Source organism: Nocardia coffeae (assembly GCF_019890715.1).
Lineage (GTDB): Bacteria > Actinomycetota > Actinomycetes > Mycobacteriales > Mycobacteriaceae > Nocardia > Nocardia jiangxiensis.
In genome coordinates, this window is the sequence record NZ_JAINZY010000010.1 from 296,989 (window position 1) to 321,413 (window position 24,425).

Below are 24,425 nucleotides of genomic sequence, written 5' to 3' on the forward strand. Positions count from 1 at the left end.
CCGTTCAGTGCTGTTCGGGGTGCGCACAGGGCTCGGACGATGGTGTCCGGGCCGGAGACGAGTCTCGGGTCGTCGAGTCGGCCCCGCAGTCGACGCTGACCGTGCAGCGGCCGAACCGGGCCGGTATCGGCACCAGAATCGCCCATCCGCTGCTGCGTGGCACGGTCGGACTCGGATTGTCGACGTTGACCCGGGTCGTCGACCACGGCCGGTTCCGGCAACTGGTGGGTGTGTGCGGCTTGCTCGATCTCCCGGCTGCGGCGCTGGCTGCGCCGAAGGGCACAAAGCGCCGGATGGTGCGGTTCGAGAAGTTCCGGGCCGAATGGTTGTGGCAGGGCGATCGTGATCCGCGGCAGCGGCAAGATTCGGTGCTGCTGTATTTCCACGGCGGCGGGTTCATCTGCGGCGGTTTGAACACTCACCGGCGCATGGTGGCCAAGATCGCCCAGGCCAGCGCGATGCCCGCGTTCAGCGTCGATTACCGGCAGCTGCCGCAGGCGCATCTGACCGAAACGCTCGACGACGCGGTCGACTCGTACCGATATCTGCTGGAGCAGGGTTTCGAGCCCGAGCAGATCATCGTGTCCGGTGACTCCGCCGGTGGCGGCCTGGCTTTCCGCCTCGCGCTGGCCACCCGTGAACGGGGGTTGCCGATGCCCGGTGGCATCTCCGCGATCGCACCGTGGGCCGATCTGGACTCGACCGTGCGCGACGCCCACCCCAACCGGCAACGCGACGCGTACATCCCGGCCGAGGCGCTGGATGTCATCGCCCGTCGAGGTTTCGCCACCGACGGGCCACTCGACCCGGCGTGGTCGCCGGTCAACGGCGATTTCACCGGCCTGCCACCGGTGCTGATCCAGGTCGGCTCCACCGAATGCCTGTTACCGGACTCGCAGATCCTGGCCCGGCGCTGCGCCGAAGCCCGGGTACCGGCGGTGCTGCAGATCTGGGACCGTGCGCCGCACGTCCACCACGCCGGATCGGATCTGCTGTCCGATGCCCGCGCCGCGATCGATGCGCTCGGGCAGTTCCACCAGCAGGTGCTCACCGGCGGGCTTTCCTCGACCGCACTTCCCGACGCAAGTTGAACACGGCGGACGACATGCTGAGATCCCCCTCACCCGAGCGAGTGCCCGCGGTTGCGGGCCGCGGTGGCGGGCAGATCTCGATAACAGGACCCGGCCGGACGGCATCGACGTCGCGATGGCGGCACACGCTCGCCACTGCCCGCCGGTTGTCGCTCGTCGCCGCCCACCGCGTGGCGGGGTTGCTCGCCGCTGTCCTCCGGGGCTATCAAGCGCCACCTCACCCGATGCGCGATCCGTGGCCGCACGCGGTCGACACCGCACAGCGGCAGGCGTCGCGCGCAGGTGACGAACGGTTCCGGATCGTCTTCGACAACGCCGCGATCGCGATCGCCATCGCAGACACCGCGGGCACCCTCCTGGACGTCAACCCCGGCTTGGCCGCGATGATCGGCGTCCCGGCCGAGGAGTTGCGCGGTACTTCGGTCTATCGGTTCGCCCACCCCGATGCCCGCGGCGAGATCTGCACACTGGTCTTCGACACCCTGGTCCCCGCGCGCGAAGGCACCGTGAAACTGGAGCAGCAGTTCGCCCGCACCGACGGCAGCACCGGCTGGGCCGCGTTCGCCATCACCTACGTGAAGGGATCCGCCGGCCAAGCCGACTATCTCCTCGCCGTCGGAGAGGACGTGACCGAGCGGCACCACCTGCACGCCGAACTGCACCAACAGGTGCGACACGATGTGCTCACCGGCCTGCCCAACCGCCGCCACTTCCTCGAACGGCTCGAAACGCTCACCGCCACGGCCACCGATCACGACCGGATCGGACTGTGCTTCGTCGACCTGGACGGCTTCAAACAGATCAACGACCGCTACGGTCACGGCATCGGCGACCGAGTCCTCGCCGCCGCCGCCACCCGCCTGCGCGACAGCCTGCCCACGGGCCAGGACATGATCGCGCGCATCGGCGGCGACGAATTCGTCGTCCTCGTCGCACCCCCAGCCCAGGACCTGCGCGTCACCGCCGTCGCCGACCGGCTGCTGTCCGCACTGTCCACCCCGATCGTCATCGACGAATACGAACTCCAGATATCGGCCAGCATCGGAGCCGTGACAACCCCGGCCGACACCCCCGCCGCAGCCCTCCTGGACGCCGCCGACCGCGCCCTCTACCGAGCCAAGGCCAAAGGCAAGGACCAATGGGTACTCCGCGCACTGGACACCGGAGCAAACGAAGATTCGACCCCGATAGCGAAGTGCAGCGGCCTCGACTCGCAGTACTGACCGCCACGTTCGCCGATATCCGAACACCAGCGAGTGCCGTTGCGGTGCGGATCGGAACCGGTCGAGTGCAGATGTGAACCAGGGCACAAACTGACCAACTGAATTATTTGGTCAGTACGCTCGCTCGGATGAGCGACAACAAGCGGGCACGGGTCCTGGTCGTAGGGATGGGTATCAGCGGGATCGCGACGGCGGCGCGACTACACCGGGCCGGGTGGGATCCGGTGATCATCGAGCGCTCGCCGGAGCGTCGCTCGGGCGGTTACTTGGTGGCACTGTTCGGCGCGGGGAAGGCGGCCGCGCGCCGCCTGGGCCTCCTCGAGCACCTGCATGACCGCGCGTCTTCGCAACCCGGTCTGGATATCGACCGAACCGGCAACGCGCGGTCGGGGATGACGTACGCGGATATGCCCGGCCGACCGTGGCTGATGCTGCGCGGTGATGTGGAGAAGGCAGCGTTCGCCACGCTTCCCGAGGAGGTGCGGGTGCGCTACTCGACGGTGCCGACCGCCATCGTTCAGGACGACGACGGGGTGGATGTGACGCTGCTGGACACGGCGTCCGGCTCGTCCGGGACCGAACGATTCGAGCTGGTCGTGGGTGCGGACGGCCTGCGCTCCACGGTTCGCGCGCTGGTCTTCGGCCCGCACGATCGCTATCTCCGCCGAATGGGCTACATGATCGCCGCGTTCGAGTACCGCGGCACCCCGCCGGGCCTGGCCGCGGGACAGGCGGCCACCCTGTTGGAACCGGACCGTTCGATGTGGGTGTTCGCCTTCGAGGACCACGATCCGACCATTCTGTTGAGCTACCGCACCGACGACGTGGATGCGGAGTTCACCCGCTCGCCGATCGAAAGCGCTCGGGCGGCGTTCGGTGCGCAACCTCCCGGCCGCACTCTGGGCGCTGTCCTGGACACGCTGGAAATCAGTGACACCGTGCTGTTCGACTCGGTCGAGCAGGTTCGGATGAACACCTGGCACAACGGCCGGGTGGTCCTGGTTGGCGATTCCGCGTGGTGCGTGACCCTGTACGCCGGTATGGGGGTCTCGTCCGCACTCGCGGGAGCCGACCTGCTCGGCGCCATGCTCGAACGGCATCCAGGCGATCCGGAGAAAGCTCTGACCGCGTGGGAACAGGGCCTGCGGCCGTACATCACCCATTACCAGGACGCCGCCCCCGACGATCGCCGGATCTTCGTGGTGGACAACCGGTTACAGATCCTGCTGCGCCGGGTCATGCCCGCGCTCGGCAGGACCGAGCTCGGCCGGCGTCTGGCCGACCGCATCATGCGGGTCGAGGAGATCCGCATCTACAAGAGTGCCGATATCGTTGGCGAAGCCCTGGGTGAACCGCCCTACCGTCACGAGGAGATCCCCGTTGCCTGAACTGCCCGGCCACACCCCGCCCAAGGCGGCACGCATCCTTGCTGCCGCGGGTGAGTTGTTGCTCGGCCGCGGCAGCAAGGGCGTGACCATCGCCGAGGTGGCCCGTCGGGCACACATCGGCAAGGGCACCGTCTACTTGTACTGGAAAACCAAGGAAGACCTGCTGCTGGACCTCGTCTGCCGAGACTTCCTCGCCCTCGCGGACGAGGAGGTCGACGCGCTCACAGACGACCCCGACCTGGCCCGCCCTTCCCGACTGTGCGTGAACATGCTGCACCGGTCAGCGGCACACCCCTACGTCACCGCATTGCATGGTAACGATGACGAACTGCTCGGCGTCCTGACCCAAGACCCCCGCTCGGCCACGCTGCTGGACACCCTCGGACCCGACGCGGTGATGCGCCAGATCCTCCCGATCTGGCGCTCACACGACTTGGCCGGAACCGCTTGCCCCCTCGCCGACCAGGCTTTCGCACTCGATTCGCTCATCTCCGGATTCCTGATCACCACCCGCCGACCGTCCCGACCTCAGGTCGAGGACCCAGAACGCGTGATCGCCGCGGCTGTCACCGCACTGCTCGGCCCCGAGCGGGCCACCCCGGACCAGGTCCGCGCCGCCGCCGCAGCAGGTATCCGCTCCTTGACCGAACAACGCGCCATCGCACTCGACCTGATGTCCCAGCCGCCGCCAGGCAACGGCACCGCAGACCGAGCGACATGATTCCCCCCGTGCCCGCCGGACTTGCCATCAAGTCACGACGTGGGCGAAATGGCAACTGTCACACTGTTTGTCACGCGAACAGCCTTCCGACGACACCGAGAAACGCTGCGCGACGAGGCGACTCATGTGATGGCCGTGCACCAGGCCGGTGCCGACGAGCGCTTCGCGACAACGATCGCTATCTCGGTTGCGTTGTCACCCAAGCGTATTCGTGGGGTGGCATCGAAGCCGAGTGGTGGGCGCGATCAGCCATGTCGAGTTGGGCACGTAACAAAATGAAGACCCCTTCCGGCGCTGGCCAGAAGGGGGTTTTCTTTGTCGGGCTGACAGGATTTGAACCTGCGACCACCTGACCCCCAGAACTGGAATCTGCGAGTTTCCGCACGTCATAGGCGAAAAGCGCTCGCTTTCTGAAGCGTGTAACCGCTGTGTCGTTCACAGCCATGCATAGTGTGTGGTCCCAGATTGGTCCCAAGGATCAGCGGGCTACGGTCGGCGTTCTGACCGCTTCGTCGCGAACGACGGAAGGTAGTGTTCTGGCTGGCGTTGCGTTGGGACGTAACGGATCTCGCAGGGGCTGCGACATTGTCTGCGTGGTCTCACAATCAGTGGGGGTGGCATGAACGACCCTGGTCCAGACAGTTGGAGAAGGTTCACCTCGCCAGAGGAGTCCGACGCGGCAATGCTGGAGGCGTGGCAGAACGAACAATGGAGTGCGGCAGCTTCCTTCTGCGGGGCTCTCGCTGCTCCTGAAGCGAATCTTGAGATCCTCCAATCTCTCGTGACGCCAGAGTCGCTGGAAAGGTGGGGCGACTTCCGTGCGGTAGCGGCGAGGTACGCGACCATCGAAGATCCCGCCTACGGGTCAGTCGTGAATCCAGCTTTCGACACCGAGGACGTAGGCTACTTCAAAGTCCTACGCGGAGTTTCGCAGAACTATCAGGTTGTGGACGAGCAGCCCATGTTGGTCGCTGCTGTGGTCACGGTAGTTCGCCATCCTTTCGAGAAGCGCTGGATGGTGGAAGCCTTCGGCGAGATGGTTCGTCCTGAATCCATCCCCTGTATGAGAGGTGACACCGCACGTTGGGATGGTCAGCAGAGACGACGATTTGACGTTGTTCCAATGGACGCTTGGCTGACACAGCATGGAACCAAGCGCATGGATGGGTCAGGCACGTACAACTTCCCAGAAACACCGCGATGGAATCGGGAGGGCGGGGGGAAGATAGAGCTAGACGTCTCTATGCTTGAGGGGCGAGTATCCGTAGCGGAGGCAGTCCAAGCACGTCGACGTATGAGCCCTGTTCGTCCGAAAGACCGCGTCCGGTACTTCCTAGCGCACGATCTTTATGACGCCTCGTATTTGCCGTGCAGGACTCCGAACAGCTTGAACCTGAAACACGTGAGCGTGTACGGGAACATGACGAAAATCGCACAGTGGACGCCACCCGGTCAGGACCAGCTTTCAAACGTCCAAGCGCATCGCCGGTGGTGGGATCAGCCAGATCGTGTCACTCTTGAGTCGCTGCGTACGGAGGTGAGTGATGAGTAGTCAGGCCGATCGGCTCAGTTGGTTGCGAGAGAAGCCGCTACAAGCACCGACCATCCTCAACCACTGGGATGGTGTTCCGAGTATCATGCTGTTCAAAATCCCGTCGGGAGCAATCCTATGGTGGATGTTCGACGAGGATGGCGACGAACAGCTTGGATTATTTGCGCATCTGACACATGATGAGGCGCAGGCTGTTTTTGAAGGATCCTTATCGGAGGGCTTACTTGAGCCCATTCGAAAAACTATGTCGTACCCAGAAGCTGTTGTATGGGCGATTCGGCGTAATGGAATGTATGCCGCAGAGTTTATGATCCCAACGAAATCCGGCGAGCCTGAATTCGCTAACCTCGTCTGGGAGGCTGCCGAAAATACTGCAGAACGGCGAAGCATTTCAGGGTTATCGCATACCGTGTCGCGAACGCACCGGCAACTGCGACTGTTGAATGTCTAGTTGTGCCGTCTCATGGGTTTGGTGCAGCGGAGGCCCGCCCTTGCCGACGTCGACGTGACGCTCGGGCGCGGCAGGCATGTGGTCTGCGGGCGGCCGTTAAAGGGCTGGGTGATCGTCACGCCGCAACCGCGCCGGCCAGCTGGCGACTCGTTCCAGTGCGTGTCGGCAAGTGCAGCGTCTCGGCTGATCGTCCGGGACGGCATCGGCGGTACTCGTCAGCTTCGCGCGCACGACTCAGGGATGTTGCGGCGCGAATCCCGTTCTGGCGCAGAGGGAAAATCGTTCGCTGACCTGCCTTGCTCCGCGTAGCGTGCAGGTCTATGTCCGAGGCCGAATCAACCCAGCGTGCAACAGCCGCCGCCGAGATGCTTAACGCGTTCTCCAACCAACTCGTCGACGAGTTGGACGTCACCGGCGGCGGCGGATTCCCCTGGTGGAATGGATACAGCGACTGGAAGACTCTTGCCCTGATCGCCGACTATCTGATCCAGTCCGTGGCAGGGGCCGGAGATGCGCTCAGCGCGGCAGCCTTTACCGCTAGCGAGCACAGGCAAGCGGTACTCGAGGACGATGCTGCCTCTCAGGCTGCAATACACGCCGCCGTCGGAATCACCCCGCAGCAACGGATGGATTCGTATTTCGCTCTGGCACACGACCGGACGCGGGTTCTGCGTGCCGACCTCGCCGCCGAACATTGCTTCTTTCACATGGGCCGAGTCCTCGACCGCGTGGCCGCGGCGTTGGTCATTATCGGCGGGTTCGCCGTCAAAGATGTGGTTATGACCGACTGGACGCAAATCGAAACCCTGGCCGCTGACCTGTCGGCGAGCTCTGCGAAGCAATGCTTCGCTCCGCTCGGCAGTCTCGGGCGCCGGTGGCAGCTGGATTTGATCGGCCCAGTCCTCGATCCCGAGGAGTTCGGGCCGGCTGACTGGGTGGTGTGGATGCGGGAGACCCGGAACTCGATGACTCATCGCGCACCCAGTACACAACTACGGGTACTCACTGAAGACGGCTCGCTGATGCGACCGTTCTACAGGCAGCCGAAGTGGAGCGAACTGCAGACGATGGTGTATCCGACCCGCGGCGAGAAACATGACCTGACCAATGCATTCTTGTTCAAGTGCAGCCAGGATGTCTTGGACGGTCTGGTGCGCTCTCTGGCCGCGATCGTTACCGAGCTGGCGCATGGAATGAAGGCGTGCTGGGCGCGGCGGAAAGCCATGCCGGGTGAGATCATCCAGCACGGATCCCAGTGGAGATCCGTCCAGCCCACAGCGATCGCCGAACGCTTTCCCGGGTACGGGCAGACTCCACAGATGCCTGCCTTTGATGCCGCTGTCTTCAACCCGCGAGACGCCCGACGACTACGGGCTGCACGAGTCACCGACAACAACATTCGAGCCTGGCACAGCTAGGGCTCTGCGACGGACCGGATTCCGATCGGACCACGACGACAGATCGTTCGACATCACGCGATCTCGATTCGAACGCGAATCGCAGCCGCTGTCACGTCAGCGCCATAATCGAATGCATGTTCGATCAAATCCGCTGGGAACCGACCTATCGACTCGGCGACGGTCGCACCGTCAAGCCCGGCCGACTGTATCGACGGCGTGATGGCCTCTGGGAAGAGTCAGCACCGACCGCCTGCCCGAACGGGCACCCCTTCGAACCCAATCAAGGTGCTCGTCGGCTGGATCGCATGCCTGCGAGCCGACGGCGGTGGGCATCGCACCCATATCTGCCGACGCTGCGACGCGGTCATCTACACGCCACCGATCATGCCCGACTGCGAGCATCCGACCACACGCTCGACGTGATCGCAGCCCGAATCGCTGGGCGGATAACGGATCGAATCGGCCACCAACACGCGTAGCTCCCGGGTGCAGTCTCGTTCCGCGGCGCGATCGGCGCCACCTCGTCCTCGTCCTCGGGCTCGGGCTCGAGCTCGGCAACAGCGAAGATCCGATCGCTATCAGCGGATGTTTTGACCAGGCCGCCAAGTTCGATTATGTGTCAACAATATCGTGGGCGCACCGCGGTCATCAGCTACCGGCATGTGCCCCACTGCCGCGAACCGGCATGCCGCCATTGCCTGAGAGGCCTGGCTTGAGTAAGTCTTCTTGGACGGATTCGATCAGGATGCCCCCAAGCGAGGGGCGCTCGGCGCACCCGCTGCATCGGGACGCTAATGGCTCGCTGGCCGACCATGACATTGTTTGAACTTCTTGGTGGACCCACAAGGGCATCGCTCATTCCTTCCGACCGTCAATATTCCAGTTCTGAACGTTCGAAAGTTTGCGGTCCCGAATATCCACTGTGTTTGACGGACCATTTCATTCGAAAGTGATATATCTGGTTTAACCAGCACATACGAGTATTCATCCAGTCCAGAGGCAATCGTCCGCACGCCAACGCCGAGGGTGTTCACTGTGGATCGCATTTGCGCTTTCCATTCGATGGCCCTCGCTGCGGTTAATCCCCACAGCTGTGCGATCCATTTCGCTCTATCTGGACAATTTTCCACACGATCAACCATATAAATGAGAGGGCGGTCAACAATAAGGGTCGTCCCTGATATTATTTGTCCAACATGCAAAAGTTGATGTCGCTGATCTGTTAACCAACGTCCGACATAGGCTCGGGTAACTGGTGGCGCATCATCTAGAAAGTCTAGTATTTCCCTGTAGTCTCTAATCGGAAAATTCGGTAGCTCGTCATTTTCTCCCCAGGTTCTATCTATTATTTGCTGATAGGCGGACACTTCCTCCGGCTGGTCCGTCGCAGCAAATGATGTCCAGGCATAAGCGCGCCGATTCCTAGATGCGAATTTTTCGTCGAGAGCCACACGGGAGGCGAATCGATCCGATTCCAATCCGAGCGGAATGGTGGCATTCGGCATGTCGTCGAGTATGTCATATATATATCTCAATAGGCCGTGAATCGACCGAAGTTGCAGATTCAAGTTTCGCCAATCTCGCAGCGAGATGCAAAAGGCGTCTGCGTACGGAGGGATATCTACCTGCGGACTGGACGGATGGTCAATCACTACGATTATGGGCCATTCTGAACAGTCGAATTCCAGTTTCGTTTGCGAAACTGATCGCATCGCCTCACTGAGAATCATGGCTCGTGCTGGCGTTACGGCAAGCGGTTTGCCGTTGCGTTGATGCGCCAAGATCGTGCGCTTTGAGCCGCGCCCCTGTCGTACAGCGCGCTCAATATGTTTTAGAACCCAACGTCGAGCTTCCTCGGGAGCATCCTTTCGACCTTCTCGTCTGGATCGACTCTTGACTTGGATAATGGCTCCACCTAATCCGCATAGGAGAATTCCATCTCCAACTTCTCGCACCGCAGATCCTTTGCGGACCAGAGGTTGCCCATAGACAAACTCTGGCACTCCGAGCAGAGCGGCAATATGCCGAACGCGCCTCTCGACCTTGTCGCCGTATGAAGATTCCACTGGTATCCATTTCCGTGCTCAGAAAAGGCTGCCACCTGTTCTCGTCTATTTTCGCTTTTATTGAATTAGGCACCTATAAAGCGACCTATTGGGGTACGGGCCCATCCGAATAGCAGCGCCCACCCGTCGGGGACGAGAGCGGTCGACGCGATCACCAGCTCACGGGCGGAATGTGCACTGCCGGCGGGGGCGAGCGAGGCGAGAAGCGATATCGACGAAGTTGCGGCTGACACGACTAATCACCGTACTCGGTTGCTGCCTTCTGGGATGCCGAGTTCCGACAGTGCGGGCCGGACGGTAGTCCGTACTCAACGGTCCGCCCCGGTTTTCCCCACCGACCAGCGGTTTTCGAGGTGGTGTCTGCCTGGCTGCCGCACGGACACTAAACACACCCTGCGGGCGCGTTTAGTGTCCGTGCGGCAGCCAGGCAGACGGTTGGGTGGGTGGACTGGTAGGCGGGGCAAACCGGGGCTGATTGGGACTGGATGGATGAGGACGGGACTGAGGAGAGACTTAACCGAGGAATACCGGCCCGGGGAGATACCGGCACAAGAGAAGACCGGCATCGGGTGAGTTGGTGGCATGGTGCGTTGGGGCGGCCGGGCGGCTGTTGGGCAGGTGATTCGGTGGTGACCGGCACAGGGAGAAAGTTGGGATGCGGGATCTGGTGAGGATGCGGCGATCCCGTTGGACCATTCGAGGTTTGTTCCGACCTGTCGGTGCAAGTGCTACAGTGGTGGATAGCCACCTGTGTTGTTGATCAGAGGGGAATTTTTTCGTATGACCAGGCCTGTCAGTGATTCGCGGCTGCCCGAAGTTATTCGCGCGTACATGCGTGCGCACGGATTGACTAAACAGGAGCAAATGGCCAAGGTTCTCGGCATCGATCGGACTTTGGTATCGATGTATTTGACTGGAAAGCGGGTCTGCCGTGACGTCGTACAGTTGCGGCAGTTTGCGCGGGCAATGGATCTGCCGCCCGAGACATTGGGAATCATCGATCTTCCAGATGCTGCCCAGGCGACACGCGACGAGGCTGTGACCGAATGGCGACTGGTGCGGCAGACATTGAATCGGAATCGGTACGCATTGACTTCCGCGGCTGGTCGGCTGTACTGGGACGCAACGGTTATCGAGGGGACGACTTGCATTACGCGACCAGGGTGGATGGCTCCGGCGCCGATCGACCTTGATTCGATCGCGCTCGACTTCGATGCTGACGCTCCACCGCCCATGTTCGACGGTGGTGAGGTGGAATCGGAACCGTGGCGACCGATGCGGTCGAATGGCTCGCGGTACGGGCGTTACAGCCAGGCGATACGAGCGATCGCTCGGCCGTCGCTGTTCGAGAACCGCACGTCATATCGTCTGCTCGATGCGTCGTTCGACGGGACCGGTGGCCGGATGGCATTCGGGCTGACCACCTACTTCGACATGGTGGACGTCTGCGAAGTCATTGCGCACGAAACCGCCGCCGTTTGGATCTCACGCAATGGGCAGGAACGACTCACATTGGATGATCTGCCGTTCCGCAACCGAGTCGGAGATTTGTTCGATCCTCGCCGGCGCCCGATTCTTCCGAGCATCAACACTCTGACGATCCGGAGGGCACCCGACGGCGACACCTTCTTCCTGCACAGACGCGGATCAGCGCAGGTGACTTTGGCGGCCGGGTTGACGCACATCATCCCCGCAGGCGTGTTCCAGCCTGCAGCGATCGGTCAGGTGAACGTGTCGCGAGATTTCAGCCTGTGGCGCAATATGATTCGCGAGTACTCTGAAGAACTCCTCGACGCGCCTGAACACGACGGGAGCAGCGGCGTGCCCGTCGACTACGACATCGAACCATTCCGCACGCTGACCGAGGGACGCCGAGCCGGTCAGGTTCGCGCATGGTGCTTCGGCATCGGGCTGGATCCCCTCGCGCCTGCCGGGGAGATCCTGACCGCGGTCGTGATGGATTCCGAAGTTTTCGATGCGGCGTTCGAAGGTCTGGTATCGCAGAATGCCGAGGGCGAGGTGTACCCGTCCGAGCCCGGGAAGGTGGGGATTCCTTGGACGTCGGCGAACGTGCGACGTGCACTGAACCGTGAACCGCTGGCCGCGGCTGCAGCGGCATGCATAGCGCTGACCTGGCGGCACCGTGACCAACTGCTCCCTTGATGCCATGATGGCCTGGTGCGTGTACTGGTAACCGGGGCAAACGGGTACATCGGTCGAACTGTCGTCGCCATGTTGAACGAGGCAGGCCACGAACCGGTGGCCATGGTGCGCGCGCAGGGCATGCCGATTGTGGGTGCAGCGGAAGTCCGGACAGCTGATCTACTCGATAGCGAGTCGATGCGTCGGGTGGTGGGCGACGTTGATGCGGTATGTCACCTGGCCGCGATCACCCGCGCTCGGGAGTCATTTGCCGAGCCGATGCGATACTTCCGGGTGAATACAGGTGGGACGATCAGCTTGTTGGAAGCCATGGAGGCCGCCGATGTGCCGCGAATCGTCTTCGCATCGACAGGCGCAATCTACGGCACGCCGGAGCGTCAGCCGATGGACGAACAGGTCCCTGATGCTCCGCCGCATCCCTACGCGAGTAGCAAGCTCGCGGCAGAACTCGCGATCGAGGCCCAGGCGCGAGGCGGACATCTCGCGGCCATCATTCTGCGAATTCCGAACATCGCCGGCGGGAGCGACCCTGACCTGACCAGGTTGGTTCCGCGAGCGATTGCGGCTGCAGCTGACCAAACTGCCCTGCCGGTCAACGGCAATGGCTCAGCGGTTCGTGACTACCTGCATATCCAAGATGCCGCGGACGCATTCGTGGAGTGTCTTGAGCACCTTCCGGAAGCGGGTCAGGCGATCAGATACAACATCGGCAGCGGACACGGCGCGAGCGTCATGGATATCGTTGCGGCTGTCGAGCGGGTGAGCGGTCGACACGTCGAACTGGAGCACCGACCGCCAGCACCCGAACCAGCCAAATTGATCAACGACCCGTCGAAGGCGATCGCCGAGATCGGTTGGTCTCCACGTCGATCCGACATCGATGGGATCGTTCGGGATGCTTGGTCGGCGAGTGTCGCAGCGCTCTGAGAGTCATTCCGGCGCAGCCTGATCCGTGCTCGAACTCGCGTCGTGACGATGGCTCGCTGAAGGTGGCCGCGGGGGAAGTTCGTCGGTATCGCCGGACAGCCAGCTCAGGAATGCGATGACGTGCGCATTCATGTTCGATCCAACCTGCTCGACGGCCGCTTGAGCGCGCTGGTACAGCGCGGGATCAGGTCGGTAGACCCTTGCTGGATTCAGGTGCTTACTCGGCATAGATAACAGCATGTCATGGTGGCTAGCCATACGTCCACTGGGGGCGTATGCTTATGGGGTGGCTAGCCACCGCGACCAGGTTGCTGTGACAAATCATCGCACCGGCATCCCGGTATCGCGATCAGTCTTATAAGTGAACGGATGATCTAGCTCCTGAAAGGGGTGGATACCGCCAACTTTGATCTATCGCCTTTATGGCGCGCGCCTTGGGCTAGATGGATTGTTCCAGCGATTCGGAATAGGCCACGACGCAAGAACTCCCCGGCAGTTCCAGCTACCGGGGAGCCGAGAACCAAAGCGGTTGCACCCGCTTCAGCTATTCCCACACCTCAGCGACGAAAGGTCCCTGAAGCATGTCCAGTGTATCTGGCCGTTCGGCCAAATCTGGCTTTAAGAAGTCCCGTTCCGGTCGCCGGAAGGCGCGGTCGTTGCCGCCGAGCCGGTTCGAGCGGGCGGTTGATCCTGATGGGCTGTTGCAGCCCGAGGAGCGCAAGCATCGTGCCGCGCTGCTGCGCCATCAGGTGCAGTTCACGCGCCTGGCTCGTCGGTACGAGCAGGGGGTCGCGTGATGCGAACGATCTACGGGGAGCACAAGACCGGCGTTGATGACGACGTCCTGTTCACCATGTCCGTGCATCAGGCGTCGTTCAAGGTCCAGCACTTCCGGGGCAAGGTGCATGTGGACGTTGGCGTGGTTGGCACGTACTGCGGGATGCAGTTGACGGTCGAGCAGGCTGTCGCGTTCCGCGAGTTGCTCGATGCGGGGATCGCCGACGCGATCGCCGCGACGGAGATGCGCGCGCTTCCTGCTGGGGGTGATGCGGCGTGAGGCTCGCATCCGAGGTTCTGGCGATTCTGTTCGTGCTCGCGACGCTGTTGTTCATCGCGTCGCCGGGAACGGTTCTGGCGGTGATCTTCCTGGTCGTGCTGTTCGCGGCCTGGCGGCGTCGGCCCCGTCGATCGGGGGTGCGGCGATGAGCGAGGAGTTGGAGCGCTTCGAGCTGGTGTACGACCGGGTCACGCAGCAGCCGGTCGGTGTGACGGATCTGTGGCAGCCGGGCGCGATGTCCGTGCAGGACATGCCGTCCCAGCCGGTCCTGTATCCGGTGCCCCGGCAGGTGTACCAGCCGATTCAAATGCCCGTTCAGATCCCGGTCGCCACGTATCGGCCTTCGCGGCCGCGGATGCCGAGCGAGATGTGGACGCGGGTCTGTCTGTATGCCGCGGCGGCGGTTTTCGCGGCCGGTCTGGCGGTGGGGTGTTGGCTGTTCGGTTCGCAGACCCCCTATGCCCCGGTCGCGGTCGTGTGCCCGCCGCCGGGGGTTCAGGTGGCTGCCCGGCCCGCCGAGTGCGGTCCGGGGCAGGGGGTGGACCGATGAGGCTGCCGAAGACTTGGGGTCCGTCGGAGTGGGCGCGTGCCGCGGCGCCGGCGATTCCTTCGATCACCGTCGATCACGGTGTGATGCGGTCGGAATCGACCGGACACCGGGCGATGGACGTCGGTGATGGCCAGTGGGTTTTCACCGGGCTGCCGGGTCGGCAGTTCACCCCGGAGCAGGCCAAGGCCGGTATGCGGTTGGCGGTCGCTCCGGACCGTCTGGAGGCCCGGGACTGGGCGAACACGCTCGGGCTCACCTTGAACGAGGCCGTCGGCCTCATCGGCACCACGGGTCCGGCAATGGAGAAGCCCGCGAATCCGGCTGGGGTGGAGCGGGATTGGGGGTTGGATCGATGACCCTGAAAAACAACCGCGACCAGGCGACGGGGATCCGTCTGCGGCCGGATCTGATGTGGTTCGACGAGTTGCCGCACACCGCAGAACTGAGTGAGCGGGGCTGGCGGGTGTCGTGGCTGCCCGATCGTGAGGACCTGAGCCATCAGCAGGCCCGCGACGCGCTGGCGGTGGCGAAGATGTCGACCAGCTACCGGATGCGCGAGTTCGCGCGCCGGGACTGGCCGCAGATCAAGAAACTCGCACTCGGGTTGAACGTCGACCCCCGGGACGCGGTCAAGCTCGTCCGGGACGCCGAAGCTCACGCCCGGGACCAGGCGATCGAAACCCCGAGATCGCAGCTCCCGCACCTGGCGGCGTCTACGCCCTCGCGGCCGCAGATGCCTGAGCGGGTGATCCGGGTCGACGCGCCGACCCCGCCGGAGGTGCGCACGCCTGGCCGGGTGCCGGGGCAGTGGCTCGGCTCGGGTGAGTTCCTGGATCGGGGGGTGGAGCGATGAGCCTGTCGGTCACCGATTTGTTCTGCGGCGCTGGAGGATCCAGCACGGGGCTGTTGCAGGTGCCCGGGTTCGAGGTGATCGTTGCCTCGAATCACTGGCAGCTGGCGTTGGATACGCACGGCGCGAATCATCCGCAGATCGATCACAAGCGCGCCGATATCCATTCGGTTGATCCGTTGACGTTCCCGCGTACCGAGGTGCTGTGGGCGTCGCCGGAGTGCACGAATCACTCGCAGGCCAAGGGCAGCAAACGCAATCTGGACGCGACCCCGGATCTGTTCGGGGAGATCCTGCCAGACGAAGCCGCCGACCGGTCGCGGGCCACGATGTGGGATGTGCCGCGGTTCGCCGAACGGCACATGTACCAGGCGATCATCACCGAGAACGTCGTCGAGGCCTCGAAATGGGTGATGTTCCCGGCCTGGTTGCAGGCGATGACCCTGCTGGGATACGCGCACCGCATCGTGTACGGGAACTCGATGCACGCCCAGGCCGGTGGGCTCCCGGCGCCGCAGTCGCGCGACCGCATGTATGTGGTGTTCTGGCGCGAGGGCAACCGCGCACCGGATTTGGAGCGGTGGACCCGCCCGTCCGCGTACTGCGTGCGGTGCGGGGAGACGGTCTCGGCGATCCAGTCGTGGAAGCGACCCGAGCGCGCGCCGTGGGGCCGGTATCGGGCGCAGTACGTGTGGCGGTGCCCGCGCACGAGCTGCCGTAACAGCGTGGTCGAGCCGGGCTGGCTCCCAGCCGCCGCGGCGATCGACTGGACGCTCACCGGTGAGCGGATCGGCGACCGTGCGAAGCCGTTGGCGGCCAAGACGATTACGCGGATCCAGGCGGGACTGGCCAAGTTCTACCGGCATGAGCCGTTCTTGACCGTTCACCGGTACGAGTACCGCACCCAACCGGTGAGCGTGCCCGCGCCGACGATGGCCGCCAGCGGCAACCATGTCGGGCTGTTGGTGCCCGCCGGCGGGACGTGGCGCACCGGGGCGACCTCGCTGGGGGAGCCGATGCCGACGCGCACGACCCGCGACAGCGACGCGTTGCTGATCCCGGTCGAGGGCCGCGACGGCAAGGAGGCCCGGTCGGCGGGCGAGGTGTTGCGCACCATGACCACGCGCAACGAGACCGGGTTGTTGATGCCGTACTACGGCACCGGGCAGACGCGGCCGGTCGGTGAGCCGATCGGGACGCTGACCACCCGGGACCGGTACGCGTTCGTGCTGCCGATGCGGAACAACAACACGGCCAAGGGGATTGACGAGCCGTTCGACACGTTCGCCGCCGCCGGGAACCACCACGCGATGGTCACCCCCGACCGGCAGCCGGTGACCCCGGCGGTCGAGGACTGCGTGTTCCGGATGCTGGAGCCGCACGAGATCGCCGCAGGCATGGCGTTCCCGACCGAGTACCGGATCCTGGGCAACAAGCGCGAGCGGGTGCGCCAGGCCGGAAACGCGGTCACCCCGCCGATGGCCCGCGACCTGGGGTACGCGGTCGCTGAATCGCTGGGGGTGACCGCATGAGCGGCCACGAGCATGGCGCGTCGTTCGACCGCGTCGTCGACGCGCTGCGACAGGTCACCATCGAAGGCTCCGGACGGTCGGGGCAGTGGACCAAGTTCGTCTGCCCCGCGCACGCGGACTCGCATCCCTCGCTGGGAGTGAAGTACGACCCGAGCCGGGAGAAGACCATCGTGGTGTGCTTCGCCGGTTGCCCCCAGGAAGACATCCTGGACGCCGCGAAACTGCGGGTGCGGGACCTGTTCGATCACCTTCCAGACCGCAATGCACCCGGATACCGACCTCCGCAGCGCGGGAGCGCCCCCTCGGCGCCCCGCCGTCGGCAGGCCCCACGCCCGCAGCCGGGCCGGGGCGACGAGTTGGGCGAGGTGACCGGCGCGCGGCGGCGGGTGGCGACCTACTACTACACCACTGCGTCGAATGATCCTGTCGGACAGGTGATCCGCACCCAGACCCCGCACCAGCACGGTGTGGAGAAAGGGTTCTATCAGCGGCGCTGGGACACCGAGCAGAAGCAGTACGTGCCGGGCGGATTCTCACCGGTGGTGTATCAGGCGCCGACCGTGGCCTGGGCGATCAAGCATGCTCAACCGATCCTGTTGTGCGAGGGCGAGAAAGACGTCAACCGCGCCATCGCCGAGGGATACCCGGCCACCTGCAACGCGGCCGGGGCGGGCAAGTTCACCGCCGAGCACGCCGAGCAGCTGCGCGGTGCCGCCCACGTGGTGATCGTCGCGGACCGCGACCGAGCCGGGTTCGATCACGCGCTGCAGGTGCACGACCGCCTGCAGGGTGTGGCCGGGCAGATCACGGTGATGCAGGCCGCCACCGGCAAGGACCTGTCCGATCACCTCGACGCCGGGCACGGTCTCAACGATCTGACCTGGATCCCGCCGGACCAGCTGCAGATGTACCGCGAAGGACCCACCACCGCATCTGCGAGTGGCAGCGGCCCGGAGCGGCCGTCGGCAGTGTCGGTGATTAACCGCGCGATGCGACAGCCCGAGATGGATTGGGGGCTGGACCGATGAGCACACCCCACGAATCCGCAACCAGCGGAACCACCTCGGGCGCAACAGGTTCGGTGTGCGGGTGCGGGTCGACGGAGTTGTTCGCGCGCGGCCAGTGCAGCCACTGCTACAGCCGTGACCGGTACCGGGGGAAGGTATTGCGGACCTGGAAACCGGACCGGGTCGACCCCGTGAGTGCTCGCGAGCACCTCGACCGTCTGCAGGCCGCAGGTGTTCCGGCGAATCAGATCGCCAAGCTGGCAGGGATCAATCACTCGGTGCTGTCGAGGCTGCCCAACGCCGTGCACATCACCCGCCGCACTGAGGCCGCGATCCTGGCCGTCGACGTCCCCGAGGATGCGACCGCTGTGGTTCAGGACACCGCGTTGGTGCCGTCGGTCGGCGCGGTGCGCAGGATCCAGGCGCTGGTGGCGTCCGGATATACGCAAACCGAACTGGCGCGCGAACTCGGGATCGATCCGGCGAATATGCGCCCGCTGACCGGTCGCCCGGCCGGAGACGGCCGCCATCTCGGCGAGGAGGTCACCGCGGGGCGGCACCGCCAGATCGCCGAGTTGTTCGACCGGCTGCAGATGACCCCCGGGGCATCGGAGCGGTCGCGTGAGCTGGGCAAGAAGCTCGGTTGGGCATTGCCGTTCGAGTGGGACGAGGACCAGATCGATGATCCCGCCGCGCAACCCACACGCTCGCGGTGGACCCCGACATCGGGACGCATCGAGCGCCGATCCTCCCGGATCGAGCGGCGTGAACAGGTCGCACACCTGACCGAGCTGGGCATGTCGGCAGGGCAGATCGCGGTCCAACTCGGCGTCACCGGCCGCACCGTTGTACGCGACCGACACCTGTCCATGAGCGCGAATTCACAACAGCCACAGATTGATTGGGGGTTGGACCGATGACACGACGGCCGAAGCCGGACCCGCGGTTGCAGTGGACCGACGGCGATGAACAACTGACCGCATTCGTCTGCCAGCAGTGGTGCATTGATTTCGCGACCCTGCAGATGCTGCGCGGCACCGAACGCTCTCGCACGTACGAACTGATGGCGCGGTTGCGCGACGGATTCGGGATGCTGCGGTCGGTCTCGATCCGCCCCGACGGCGCCGATCGGGACGTGACGGTGGTGTGGCCGTGGCCTACGGTCGCGGCCGAACGACTCGGTCACACGGTCTCGGGATGGAACCCGACGGGCACCAACATTGCCCACAAGCTCGCGGTGTCCCGAGTACGCGCGGCATTGTGCGGGTTGGATTCCTCGCTTTGGGTGCCAGAACGAAAGTTGTTGCGCGACGCGGCGATCGCGTCCGGACAGCGGCCCGGCGGGCTCAGACTCGCGGATCGGTCCGGGTTCTTCGCCCACCCCAGCGCTGGTCCTTTGGTGCGCGGACATGTTCACGACGGTCGATATCGGCACGGCAAGAAATGGCTGGCGGTCGAGGTCGAGCTCACCCTCAAACGCCCATCGGGCAAACGGCTCCCAGCCGTGGTACTAGCCGCCTACGAGCGCGCCGCCGCAGTGGGCGACGGGTTGCTGTACGTGTACGACGGCGAACACATCGGCCGCGCTCTCGAACGCGCCGTCGAGGGGCTCATCGCCGGTGGCCAACTCCCCCGATCTCCCAATATCGATCTGGTTCCGCTCGACGAGGTCGTCGACAACCGGTCGATCGATCTGCCCTCGACACGAGAGGAGCGCAACCAATGAACCCCTACAACAGATTCCACCTGCCCACCGATTGCCAGCCCCTGATCACCGCGGCGGACTGCGGCACAGCCGCATCCGGCCCCGCCCCGGCCGCACCGAATCCCGCCACAGCGGGAGCCGAGTGCCATCCGATGATCACCTCGGCCGACTGCGGCACCCCGCCGGCGACGAGTGCTCAGCGCCAGGTATTCGACCTGACCCCGACATCGGGCTCAGGACGGGGAGCGGGATCGGGCCAGCACACAAGCGGCTGGCTGCACTTCATGAACAGCCACGACCCGAGCATGCACACCGACACCGAATGGGTGCACCACCTCGGAGCGTTGCTCGCCGACACCGGTATCGGCGTCGGGTTCACCGGCGCCGTGGTCGCCGCGGCGATGTGGCAGGCCCGCGGCCGGGGATGGGATGCGGCGCGGCTGCGGAACTACACCGCGGGGTCGCTGGTCCTTCCGGCCACGACCGCGGCGGTATCCGGGTCGCTGTGGACACCGCTGGAGTTGTTCGCACACGGCACCGCCCTCGCCGCCGAGGCCGACTGGATTCCGGCCGCGCTGGACATGAGCGTCACCGGTGTGCCGGTCGGGTTGGCGGTGGCGATGTGCTGGTGGGCGCGACGGGTCAACAAACTGCACACCGTCGGCAAGAAGGACATTCCCGCGACCGAGCGCGCCCAGCGCCGGGAGATCGACGCCAAATTCGGCGCCGCCCGCGAGCTTGCGACCCGCGCGACCCCGCTGACCGTCGTCACCGGCCGCGGCCGCCGCCAGGTCGTGATGGGCCGCCAGGCCGCCACGGTCACCCAGCACCGTAAATCCGTTGCCGGGTCCCTGGTTTCGGGCACCGACACGCTGTTGAGCATCCCCTACAGTGCGGTGTGCAAGCACGTGGGTGTGCTGGGTGGACCGGGCACGGGCAAGACGATCGCCGAGTGCCGGTTGTCGGTCGCGGCGCACTTCGCCGGTCACGAGCGGTATCTGGCCGCCGCGGGCACCTCGAAGGTGGCGCGGAAAGCGTTGGGGATCAAGCCCAAACGCGCGGTGAGCATCTTCCTGTCCTGCAAGGGCGGCATCGAGGATCTGGTCACCTTCGCCGACATCAAAGCCGCCCTGCTGGCCGGGGGCGTGCATCCGTCGAAGATCGCGATGGTTCCCGCCGACAAGCTCAACATCTGGAGCTTGGCGCCCGCCGCGCTGCGGCACGTGATCGAAGACCTCGCCCCGACCGCGAAGGCGAGCGATTCGGCGCAGAAGTTCTACGAGGAACTGCGGATCTCCTTGGTGCACTTGATCATCGATGCACCCGACCCGGACACCGGTAAGGGGCCGGGGGAGAACACACCGACGAACTCGAAGGAGTTCATGGACCGGTTCGACTCGGCGTTCCTGTGGCACGCCTGGGGCGGAATGTTCGACGGCGACGGGCACTTCGTGCTCCCGCCGAACCCGAAGCATCGGCCGGAGCTGAACGCGATCGTCGCCGCGAACGACGGCAAGCAGCCCGTGCTGCCCGCCGAGACCGCGCGTTTCGACAACCTGTTCCGCGAGCTGGACGGGGTGTTCGACGGGCCGTTCGATCTGCTGGACAAGGACTATTGGTTCATCACCGTGCCCGGCACCGCCCAGAAGAGCGTCGCGATCTCGCAGGCCAAGGCGGTGATCAAGCTGGTCGAGCAGGTCGCATCCACCCCGCACGGCTGCCAGATCACCTTCACCATCGACGAATTCTCCCGCGTGTCCGAAGGCGCGAGCCTCACCGACGCATGCGAGGCGCTGCGCTCCCAAGGCGTGTCCTGCATCGTCGGCGCCCACTCATTCGAATCCCTCGCCGGTACCGATCGGGACGCCAAACAGCTGATGAAGGCGTGGTCCGGTGGTCTGTTGTGCTTCGGCATGGAAGGCCCCGACGAGGTCGTCACCCTGTACGGCACCCGCCGGGCGTTGGAGCCGTCCAAGCACACCGTCGGCGAGCGCCACGGCGACGAGGGCCAGGTTCGCATGCAGGATGCGCTGCTGATCGACCCGAACCTGCTGCGGCGCCTGGAACCCGGCGACTGCGTGTACGTCAACCGCGGCACCGCGGTCTGGGGCCGGGTCAGCGTGCTGGACCCCGAGCACATTCCGCTGCTGCCCATGGAACCGGGCACCAAACCCGACAACAGCCGCAACCGGCGATGGCTGCGCGCCGGCGGCGCGCTCATCCACGGACCGGGAGCACCCGCGTGAGTCCTCGACGCAACTTCGGCGGCAGCGACCCGCCCGACGACGAACCCGGCGATCACGACAGCCCCGACCACCCCGATCACCCGCCCGACAGCAAGGAGAACCCCAATATGCTTCCCGAACCTCTCGACCCCGACGACGCCCCCGCGGTGAACCGCGCGATCGAAGCGCCCAAGCCGACGACCCACCCCGACGACGCGCATGCCCCGAGCGCCGGGCAGCTGCACGCGATGTTCCCCGACGCGTTCCCGAAGAACACCCCCGAGCGCCGCGAGCGCCACCTCACCGCGGTCCCGGATTCGGCCGACCTCGACACCCTTCCTGCGGACCTCGACCCGGACGAGGCTGATGATCCGCTGATCGCCGCCGCGCTGCGCTGGCGTGCGCTGATGACGTTCTGGTGGCGTCCGGCCGCGACCGTCGCGGTGGTCGTGGTGATCGGGGTCGTCGCGTTCTTCGCCACCGGCATCGCGGTCGGCATCGCCTGGTGCATCTACGGCGTCGGCTGGACCGGCCACAGCGTCTGGACCGCCCACGGCCGCCCCAGCCTGCGCCACCTCGCCCACACCCGCGGTAGTGGCTGGTGATCAGCCCACTCGCGCACGACATCGACAAATCCGCCACCCATCCGGAAGGAGCCCGATAACCATGTCCACCAACGCTTCCGAGGTAGACCAGATCACCGGAGAGGTCAGCAGCCTGGGCCACAAGGTCAACGGCCTGATCAACACCTGGCGCAGCACCAACCCGAAAGCCACCCGGGTGCCGCGCACGGTCCGCCGCGACATCAACCGACTGATCAAGCTCGACAACCAGCAGCGCCAGTTCGCCCACGCCCAGGAACGCGCCCACATCGAACGTCGGGTGATCGAGTACCGGTGGAATCTGCTGCGCGACAGGGACGTTCGTTCCTGGGACAACCAGCAGACCTGGTTCGAGCGGCAGCAGCAACTCGCGATCCAGCATGAGCAGCTGCGCGCCGCGATCTACACCACCGGCCATCTGACCGCCACTGAACGCGGCCAGGCCGACCGGTCTTTGTCCCTCGCGCACCAGCATCCGCGCATCCCGATCAAGACGGTGTTCGGCAAGACCCACGGCCTGCAGGCCCTCGCAGCCCGCGCGCACGACGGATTCACCCGGCTCCGCGCCGGACTCGCCGGACCGGCCGAGCAGCACCGCCTGCAGCAGTGGCAGCAGCTGCGCCTGCAGCAGACCGCCCAGACCCCGCCGCAGCGCAATCGGGCAGGGATGGAGCGGGATGTCGAGGCGGAAGCTCTGCGGCACGAGTGGGCACAGGAGGCCACCCCGGCGGATATCGAGTATGCGCAGAGGGCTCAGCAGCGAGACTTCGAGCGGATGCGAGCAGCCCTGGCCGAGCAGCCGACGCCGGTTCCCAACGAGCCCACCCCGGCCGCAGCGCCGGTTCCGGAATCGGCGCCGGTACAGCCGCAGGTGACCGTGAGCGGGCTGAACGCTCGCATCGACATGTACGCCGAGGTGCTGCGCTATCGGGACGGATACGACGGGGACCACCCCGAGCAGCTGCGCCCGATCGACCACGCCAACGCCGCCATGCGCCAGCAGATCATCGCCGATGCCCGCACACTCGGACCTGACCAGGCCGCACTGGTCCAAGCCGCGCTCAACGGCGTCGACCACAGCCACCGGGCCGCGATCGCACCCGCCGATGTGCAGCAGGAACTGGCTGACCTGCGACAGGACTACGGCGAGATGAGCAAGTCCTACATGACCGCGATGTCGGAGAAGACCGCCGCCGAGGTCGCCCGCGACCAGGCTCGCGACGAGCTGGCCGCAATCACCCAGGAACGAGACCAACTCGCCACTCGCATCGGCCAGCACCAGGCCGCGGGCACCCCGGCGCCGGATGAGCCCGAGCGCAAATACGAGGTGGTCGTCGGATCCACGCGAGCCTTGCGCAAGGACTGGACCGCCAACGCCAAGCCCACCTCGGCCGCGACGCTCGCCGAGGCGTACAACATCGCGTTGGACCGCCTCGCCGACGAGAACGAAGAGTTGTCCGTGACCAGGCCAGTGTCGGTATTGATCTACAAAGCTGGCAGCACCCCGGGAGCCAAACCCGCCGAGAACGATCAGGTGTACACGAACACCGCCGTGTTGCACGAACTGATCGCCTACACCGCCGACGCGCAGGAAAAGCACGGCAAGACTCAGCTTGCCCAGGCCGAACAGGCTCAGGAGCGGTTGCGCGCCACGCAGACCGAGAACGCCAGCCTCCGCACCGAAAACACGCGCCTGGTACGGAAATTCGCCGACAACGATCGCATTCGCACCGACGGCCCGGCCTCACCGACCATGCCCAGCGGCCCGAAACTGGCGCGGCCGATCTTCTCCGGCCCGGTCCTGCCCCGCCCGGCGATGAACGGCCTGGACCGATGAGCGCCGACCGCGATCACCGTGAGCCGGGCTCGGTACCGATCACCCCGTCAGCTCACCCGGTGCCGGTCCTCTCTCGTC

General features: G+C 65.0%; 23 protein-coding genes. 22 read left to right on the forward strand and 1 reads right to left on the reverse strand.

Going from position 1 to position 24,425, the window contains the following annotated elements:
• Positions 1 to 101 precede the first annotated feature (101 nt).
• From K7711_RS31825 to K7711_RS31855, 7 genes are all read left to right on the forward strand, one after another.
• Positions 102 to 1,091, forward strand: a complete 990-nt coding sequence (locus K7711_RS31825) for an alpha/beta hydrolase (protein ID WP_308015044.1) — start codon at positions 102 to 104, stop codon at positions 1,089 to 1,091.
• A gap of 224 nt (positions 1,092 to 1,315) precedes the next feature.
• Positions 1,316 to 2,314, forward strand: a complete 999-nt coding sequence (locus K7711_RS31830) for a sensor domain-containing diguanylate cyclase (RefSeq protein ID WP_235748078.1) — start codon at positions 1,316 to 1,318, stop codon at positions 2,312 to 2,314.
• Between the two features lie 128 nt (positions 2,315 to 2,442).
• Entirely contained in the window at positions 2,443 to 3,702 is a 1,260-nt protein-coding gene (locus K7711_RS31835; RefSeq protein ID WP_222973877.1) for an FAD-dependent monooxygenase, read from the forward strand.
• The gene (locus K7711_RS31840; RefSeq protein ID WP_222973879.1) at positions 3,695 to 4,423 is read left to right on the forward strand and encodes a TetR/AcrR family transcriptional regulator; all 729 of its coding nucleotides are present in this window, start codon (positions 3,695 to 3,697) and stop codon (positions 4,421 to 4,423) included. Before K7711_RS31835 ends, K7711_RS31840 begins: the two co-directional genes overlap by 8 nt.
• A 619-nt stretch (positions 4,424 to 5,042) precedes the next feature.
• Complete coding sequence (locus K7711_RS31845; protein ID WP_222973881.1) at positions 5,043 to 5,975, forward strand: hypothetical protein; 933 nt, start codon at positions 5,043 to 5,045, stop codon at positions 5,973 to 5,975.
• Positions 5,968 to 6,426: a hypothetical protein gene (locus tag K7711_RS31850; protein ID WP_222973883.1), complete on the forward strand. Its 459-nt coding sequence runs from the start codon at positions 5,968 to 5,970 to the stop codon at positions 6,424 to 6,426. The genes K7711_RS31845 and K7711_RS31850 overlap by 8 nt, the downstream gene beginning before the upstream one ends.
• A 320-nt stretch (positions 6,427 to 6,746) precedes the next feature.
• Entirely contained in the window at positions 6,747 to 7,844 is a 1,098-nt protein-coding gene (locus K7711_RS31855) for a hypothetical protein (RefSeq protein WP_222973885.1), read from the forward strand.
• Positions 7,845 to 8,617: 773 nt separating this feature from the next.
• Here K7711_RS31855 and K7711_RS49380 read toward each other — a convergent pair.
• Positions 8,618 to 9,556 (reverse strand): YecA family protein, encoded by a 939-nt coding sequence (locus tag K7711_RS49380; RefSeq protein ID WP_372460210.1) that lies wholly within the window; start codon positions 9,554 to 9,556, stop codon positions 8,618 to 8,620.
• 1,116 nt (positions 9,557 to 10,672) lie between these two features.
• On the opposite strand from K7711_RS49380, the gene K7711_RS31865 reads away from it, so the two are divergent.
• The 15 genes from K7711_RS31865 (at position 10,673) to K7711_RS31935 (ending at position 24,347) form a co-directional block, all read left to right on the forward strand.
• Positions 10,673 to 12,055 (forward strand): helix-turn-helix domain-containing protein, encoded by a 1,383-nt coding sequence (locus K7711_RS31865; protein WP_222973888.1) that lies wholly within the window; start codon positions 10,673 to 10,675, stop codon positions 12,053 to 12,055.
• A 15-nt stretch (positions 12,056 to 12,070) separates the two neighbouring features.
• Positions 12,071 to 12,982: an NAD-dependent epimerase/dehydratase family protein gene (locus K7711_RS31870; protein ID WP_222973891.1), complete on the forward strand. Its 912-nt coding sequence runs from the start codon at positions 12,071 to 12,073 to the stop codon at positions 12,980 to 12,982.
• 581 nt (positions 12,983 to 13,563) lie between these two features.
• On the forward strand, positions 13,564 to 13,779 hold the full coding sequence (locus tag K7711_RS31875; RefSeq protein WP_222973893.1) for a hypothetical protein: 216 nt from the start codon (positions 13,564 to 13,566) through the stop codon (positions 13,777 to 13,779).
• A complete protein-coding gene (locus tag K7711_RS31880) occupies positions 13,779 to 14,039 on the forward strand; it encodes a hypothetical protein (RefSeq protein ID WP_222973894.1) in 261 nt (86 codons plus the stop codon). Before K7711_RS31875 ends, K7711_RS31880 begins: the two co-directional genes overlap by 1 nt.
• Entirely contained in the window at positions 14,036 to 14,188 is a 153-nt protein-coding gene (locus tag K7711_RS31885) for a hypothetical protein (RefSeq protein ID WP_222973896.1), read from the forward strand. Before K7711_RS31880 ends, K7711_RS31885 begins: the two co-directional genes overlap by 4 nt.
• Positions 14,185 to 14,589, forward strand: coding sequence for a hypothetical protein (locus K7711_RS31890; protein WP_222973898.1), 405 nt, complete (start codon positions 14,185 to 14,187; stop codon positions 14,587 to 14,589). Before K7711_RS31885 ends, K7711_RS31890 begins: the two co-directional genes overlap by 4 nt.
• The gene (locus tag K7711_RS31895; protein ID WP_222973900.1) at positions 14,586 to 14,945 is read left to right on the forward strand and encodes a hypothetical protein; all 360 of its coding nucleotides are present in this window, start codon (positions 14,586 to 14,588) and stop codon (positions 14,943 to 14,945) included. The genes K7711_RS31890 and K7711_RS31895 overlap by 4 nt, the downstream gene beginning before the upstream one ends.
• The gene (locus tag K7711_RS31900) at positions 14,942 to 15,442 is read left to right on the forward strand and encodes a hypothetical protein (protein WP_222973902.1); all 501 of its coding nucleotides are present in this window, start codon (positions 14,942 to 14,944) and stop codon (positions 15,440 to 15,442) included. Before K7711_RS31895 ends, K7711_RS31900 begins: the two co-directional genes overlap by 4 nt.
• Positions 15,439 to 16,971: a DNA cytosine methyltransferase gene (locus K7711_RS31905; RefSeq protein ID WP_222973904.1), complete on the forward strand. Its 1,533-nt coding sequence runs from the start codon at positions 15,439 to 15,441 to the stop codon at positions 16,969 to 16,971. Before K7711_RS31900 ends, K7711_RS31905 begins: the two co-directional genes overlap by 4 nt.
• Positions 16,968 to 17,999 (forward strand): toprim domain-containing protein, encoded by a 1,032-nt coding sequence (locus tag K7711_RS31910; RefSeq protein WP_222973906.1) that lies wholly within the window; start codon positions 16,968 to 16,970, stop codon positions 17,997 to 17,999. The genes K7711_RS31905 and K7711_RS31910 overlap by 4 nt, the downstream gene beginning before the upstream one ends.
• 170 nt (positions 18,000 to 18,169) lie before the next feature.
• Positions 18,170 to 18,898: a hypothetical protein gene (locus tag K7711_RS31915; protein WP_222973907.1), complete on the forward strand. Its 729-nt coding sequence runs from the start codon at positions 18,170 to 18,172 to the stop codon at positions 18,896 to 18,898.
• Entirely contained in the window at positions 18,895 to 19,704 is an 810-nt protein-coding gene (locus tag K7711_RS31920; RefSeq protein ID WP_222973909.1) for a hypothetical protein, read from the forward strand. The genes K7711_RS31915 and K7711_RS31920 overlap by 4 nt, the downstream gene beginning before the upstream one ends.
• On the forward strand, positions 19,701 to 21,929 hold the full coding sequence (locus tag K7711_RS31925) for a hypothetical protein (protein ID WP_222973911.1): 2,229 nt from the start codon (positions 19,701 to 19,703) through the stop codon (positions 21,927 to 21,929). Before K7711_RS31920 ends, K7711_RS31925 begins: the two co-directional genes overlap by 4 nt.
• On the forward strand, positions 21,926 to 22,513 hold the full coding sequence (locus K7711_RS31930; RefSeq protein WP_222973913.1) for a hypothetical protein: 588 nt from the start codon (positions 21,926 to 21,928) through the stop codon (positions 22,511 to 22,513). The genes K7711_RS31925 and K7711_RS31930 overlap by 4 nt, the downstream gene beginning before the upstream one ends.
• A gap of 61 nt (positions 22,514 to 22,574) precedes the next feature.
• Complete coding sequence (locus K7711_RS31935) at positions 22,575 to 24,347, forward strand: hypothetical protein (protein ID WP_222973915.1); 1,773 nt, start codon at positions 22,575 to 22,577, stop codon at positions 24,345 to 24,347.
• Positions 24,348 to 24,425: the final 78 nt, after the last annotated feature.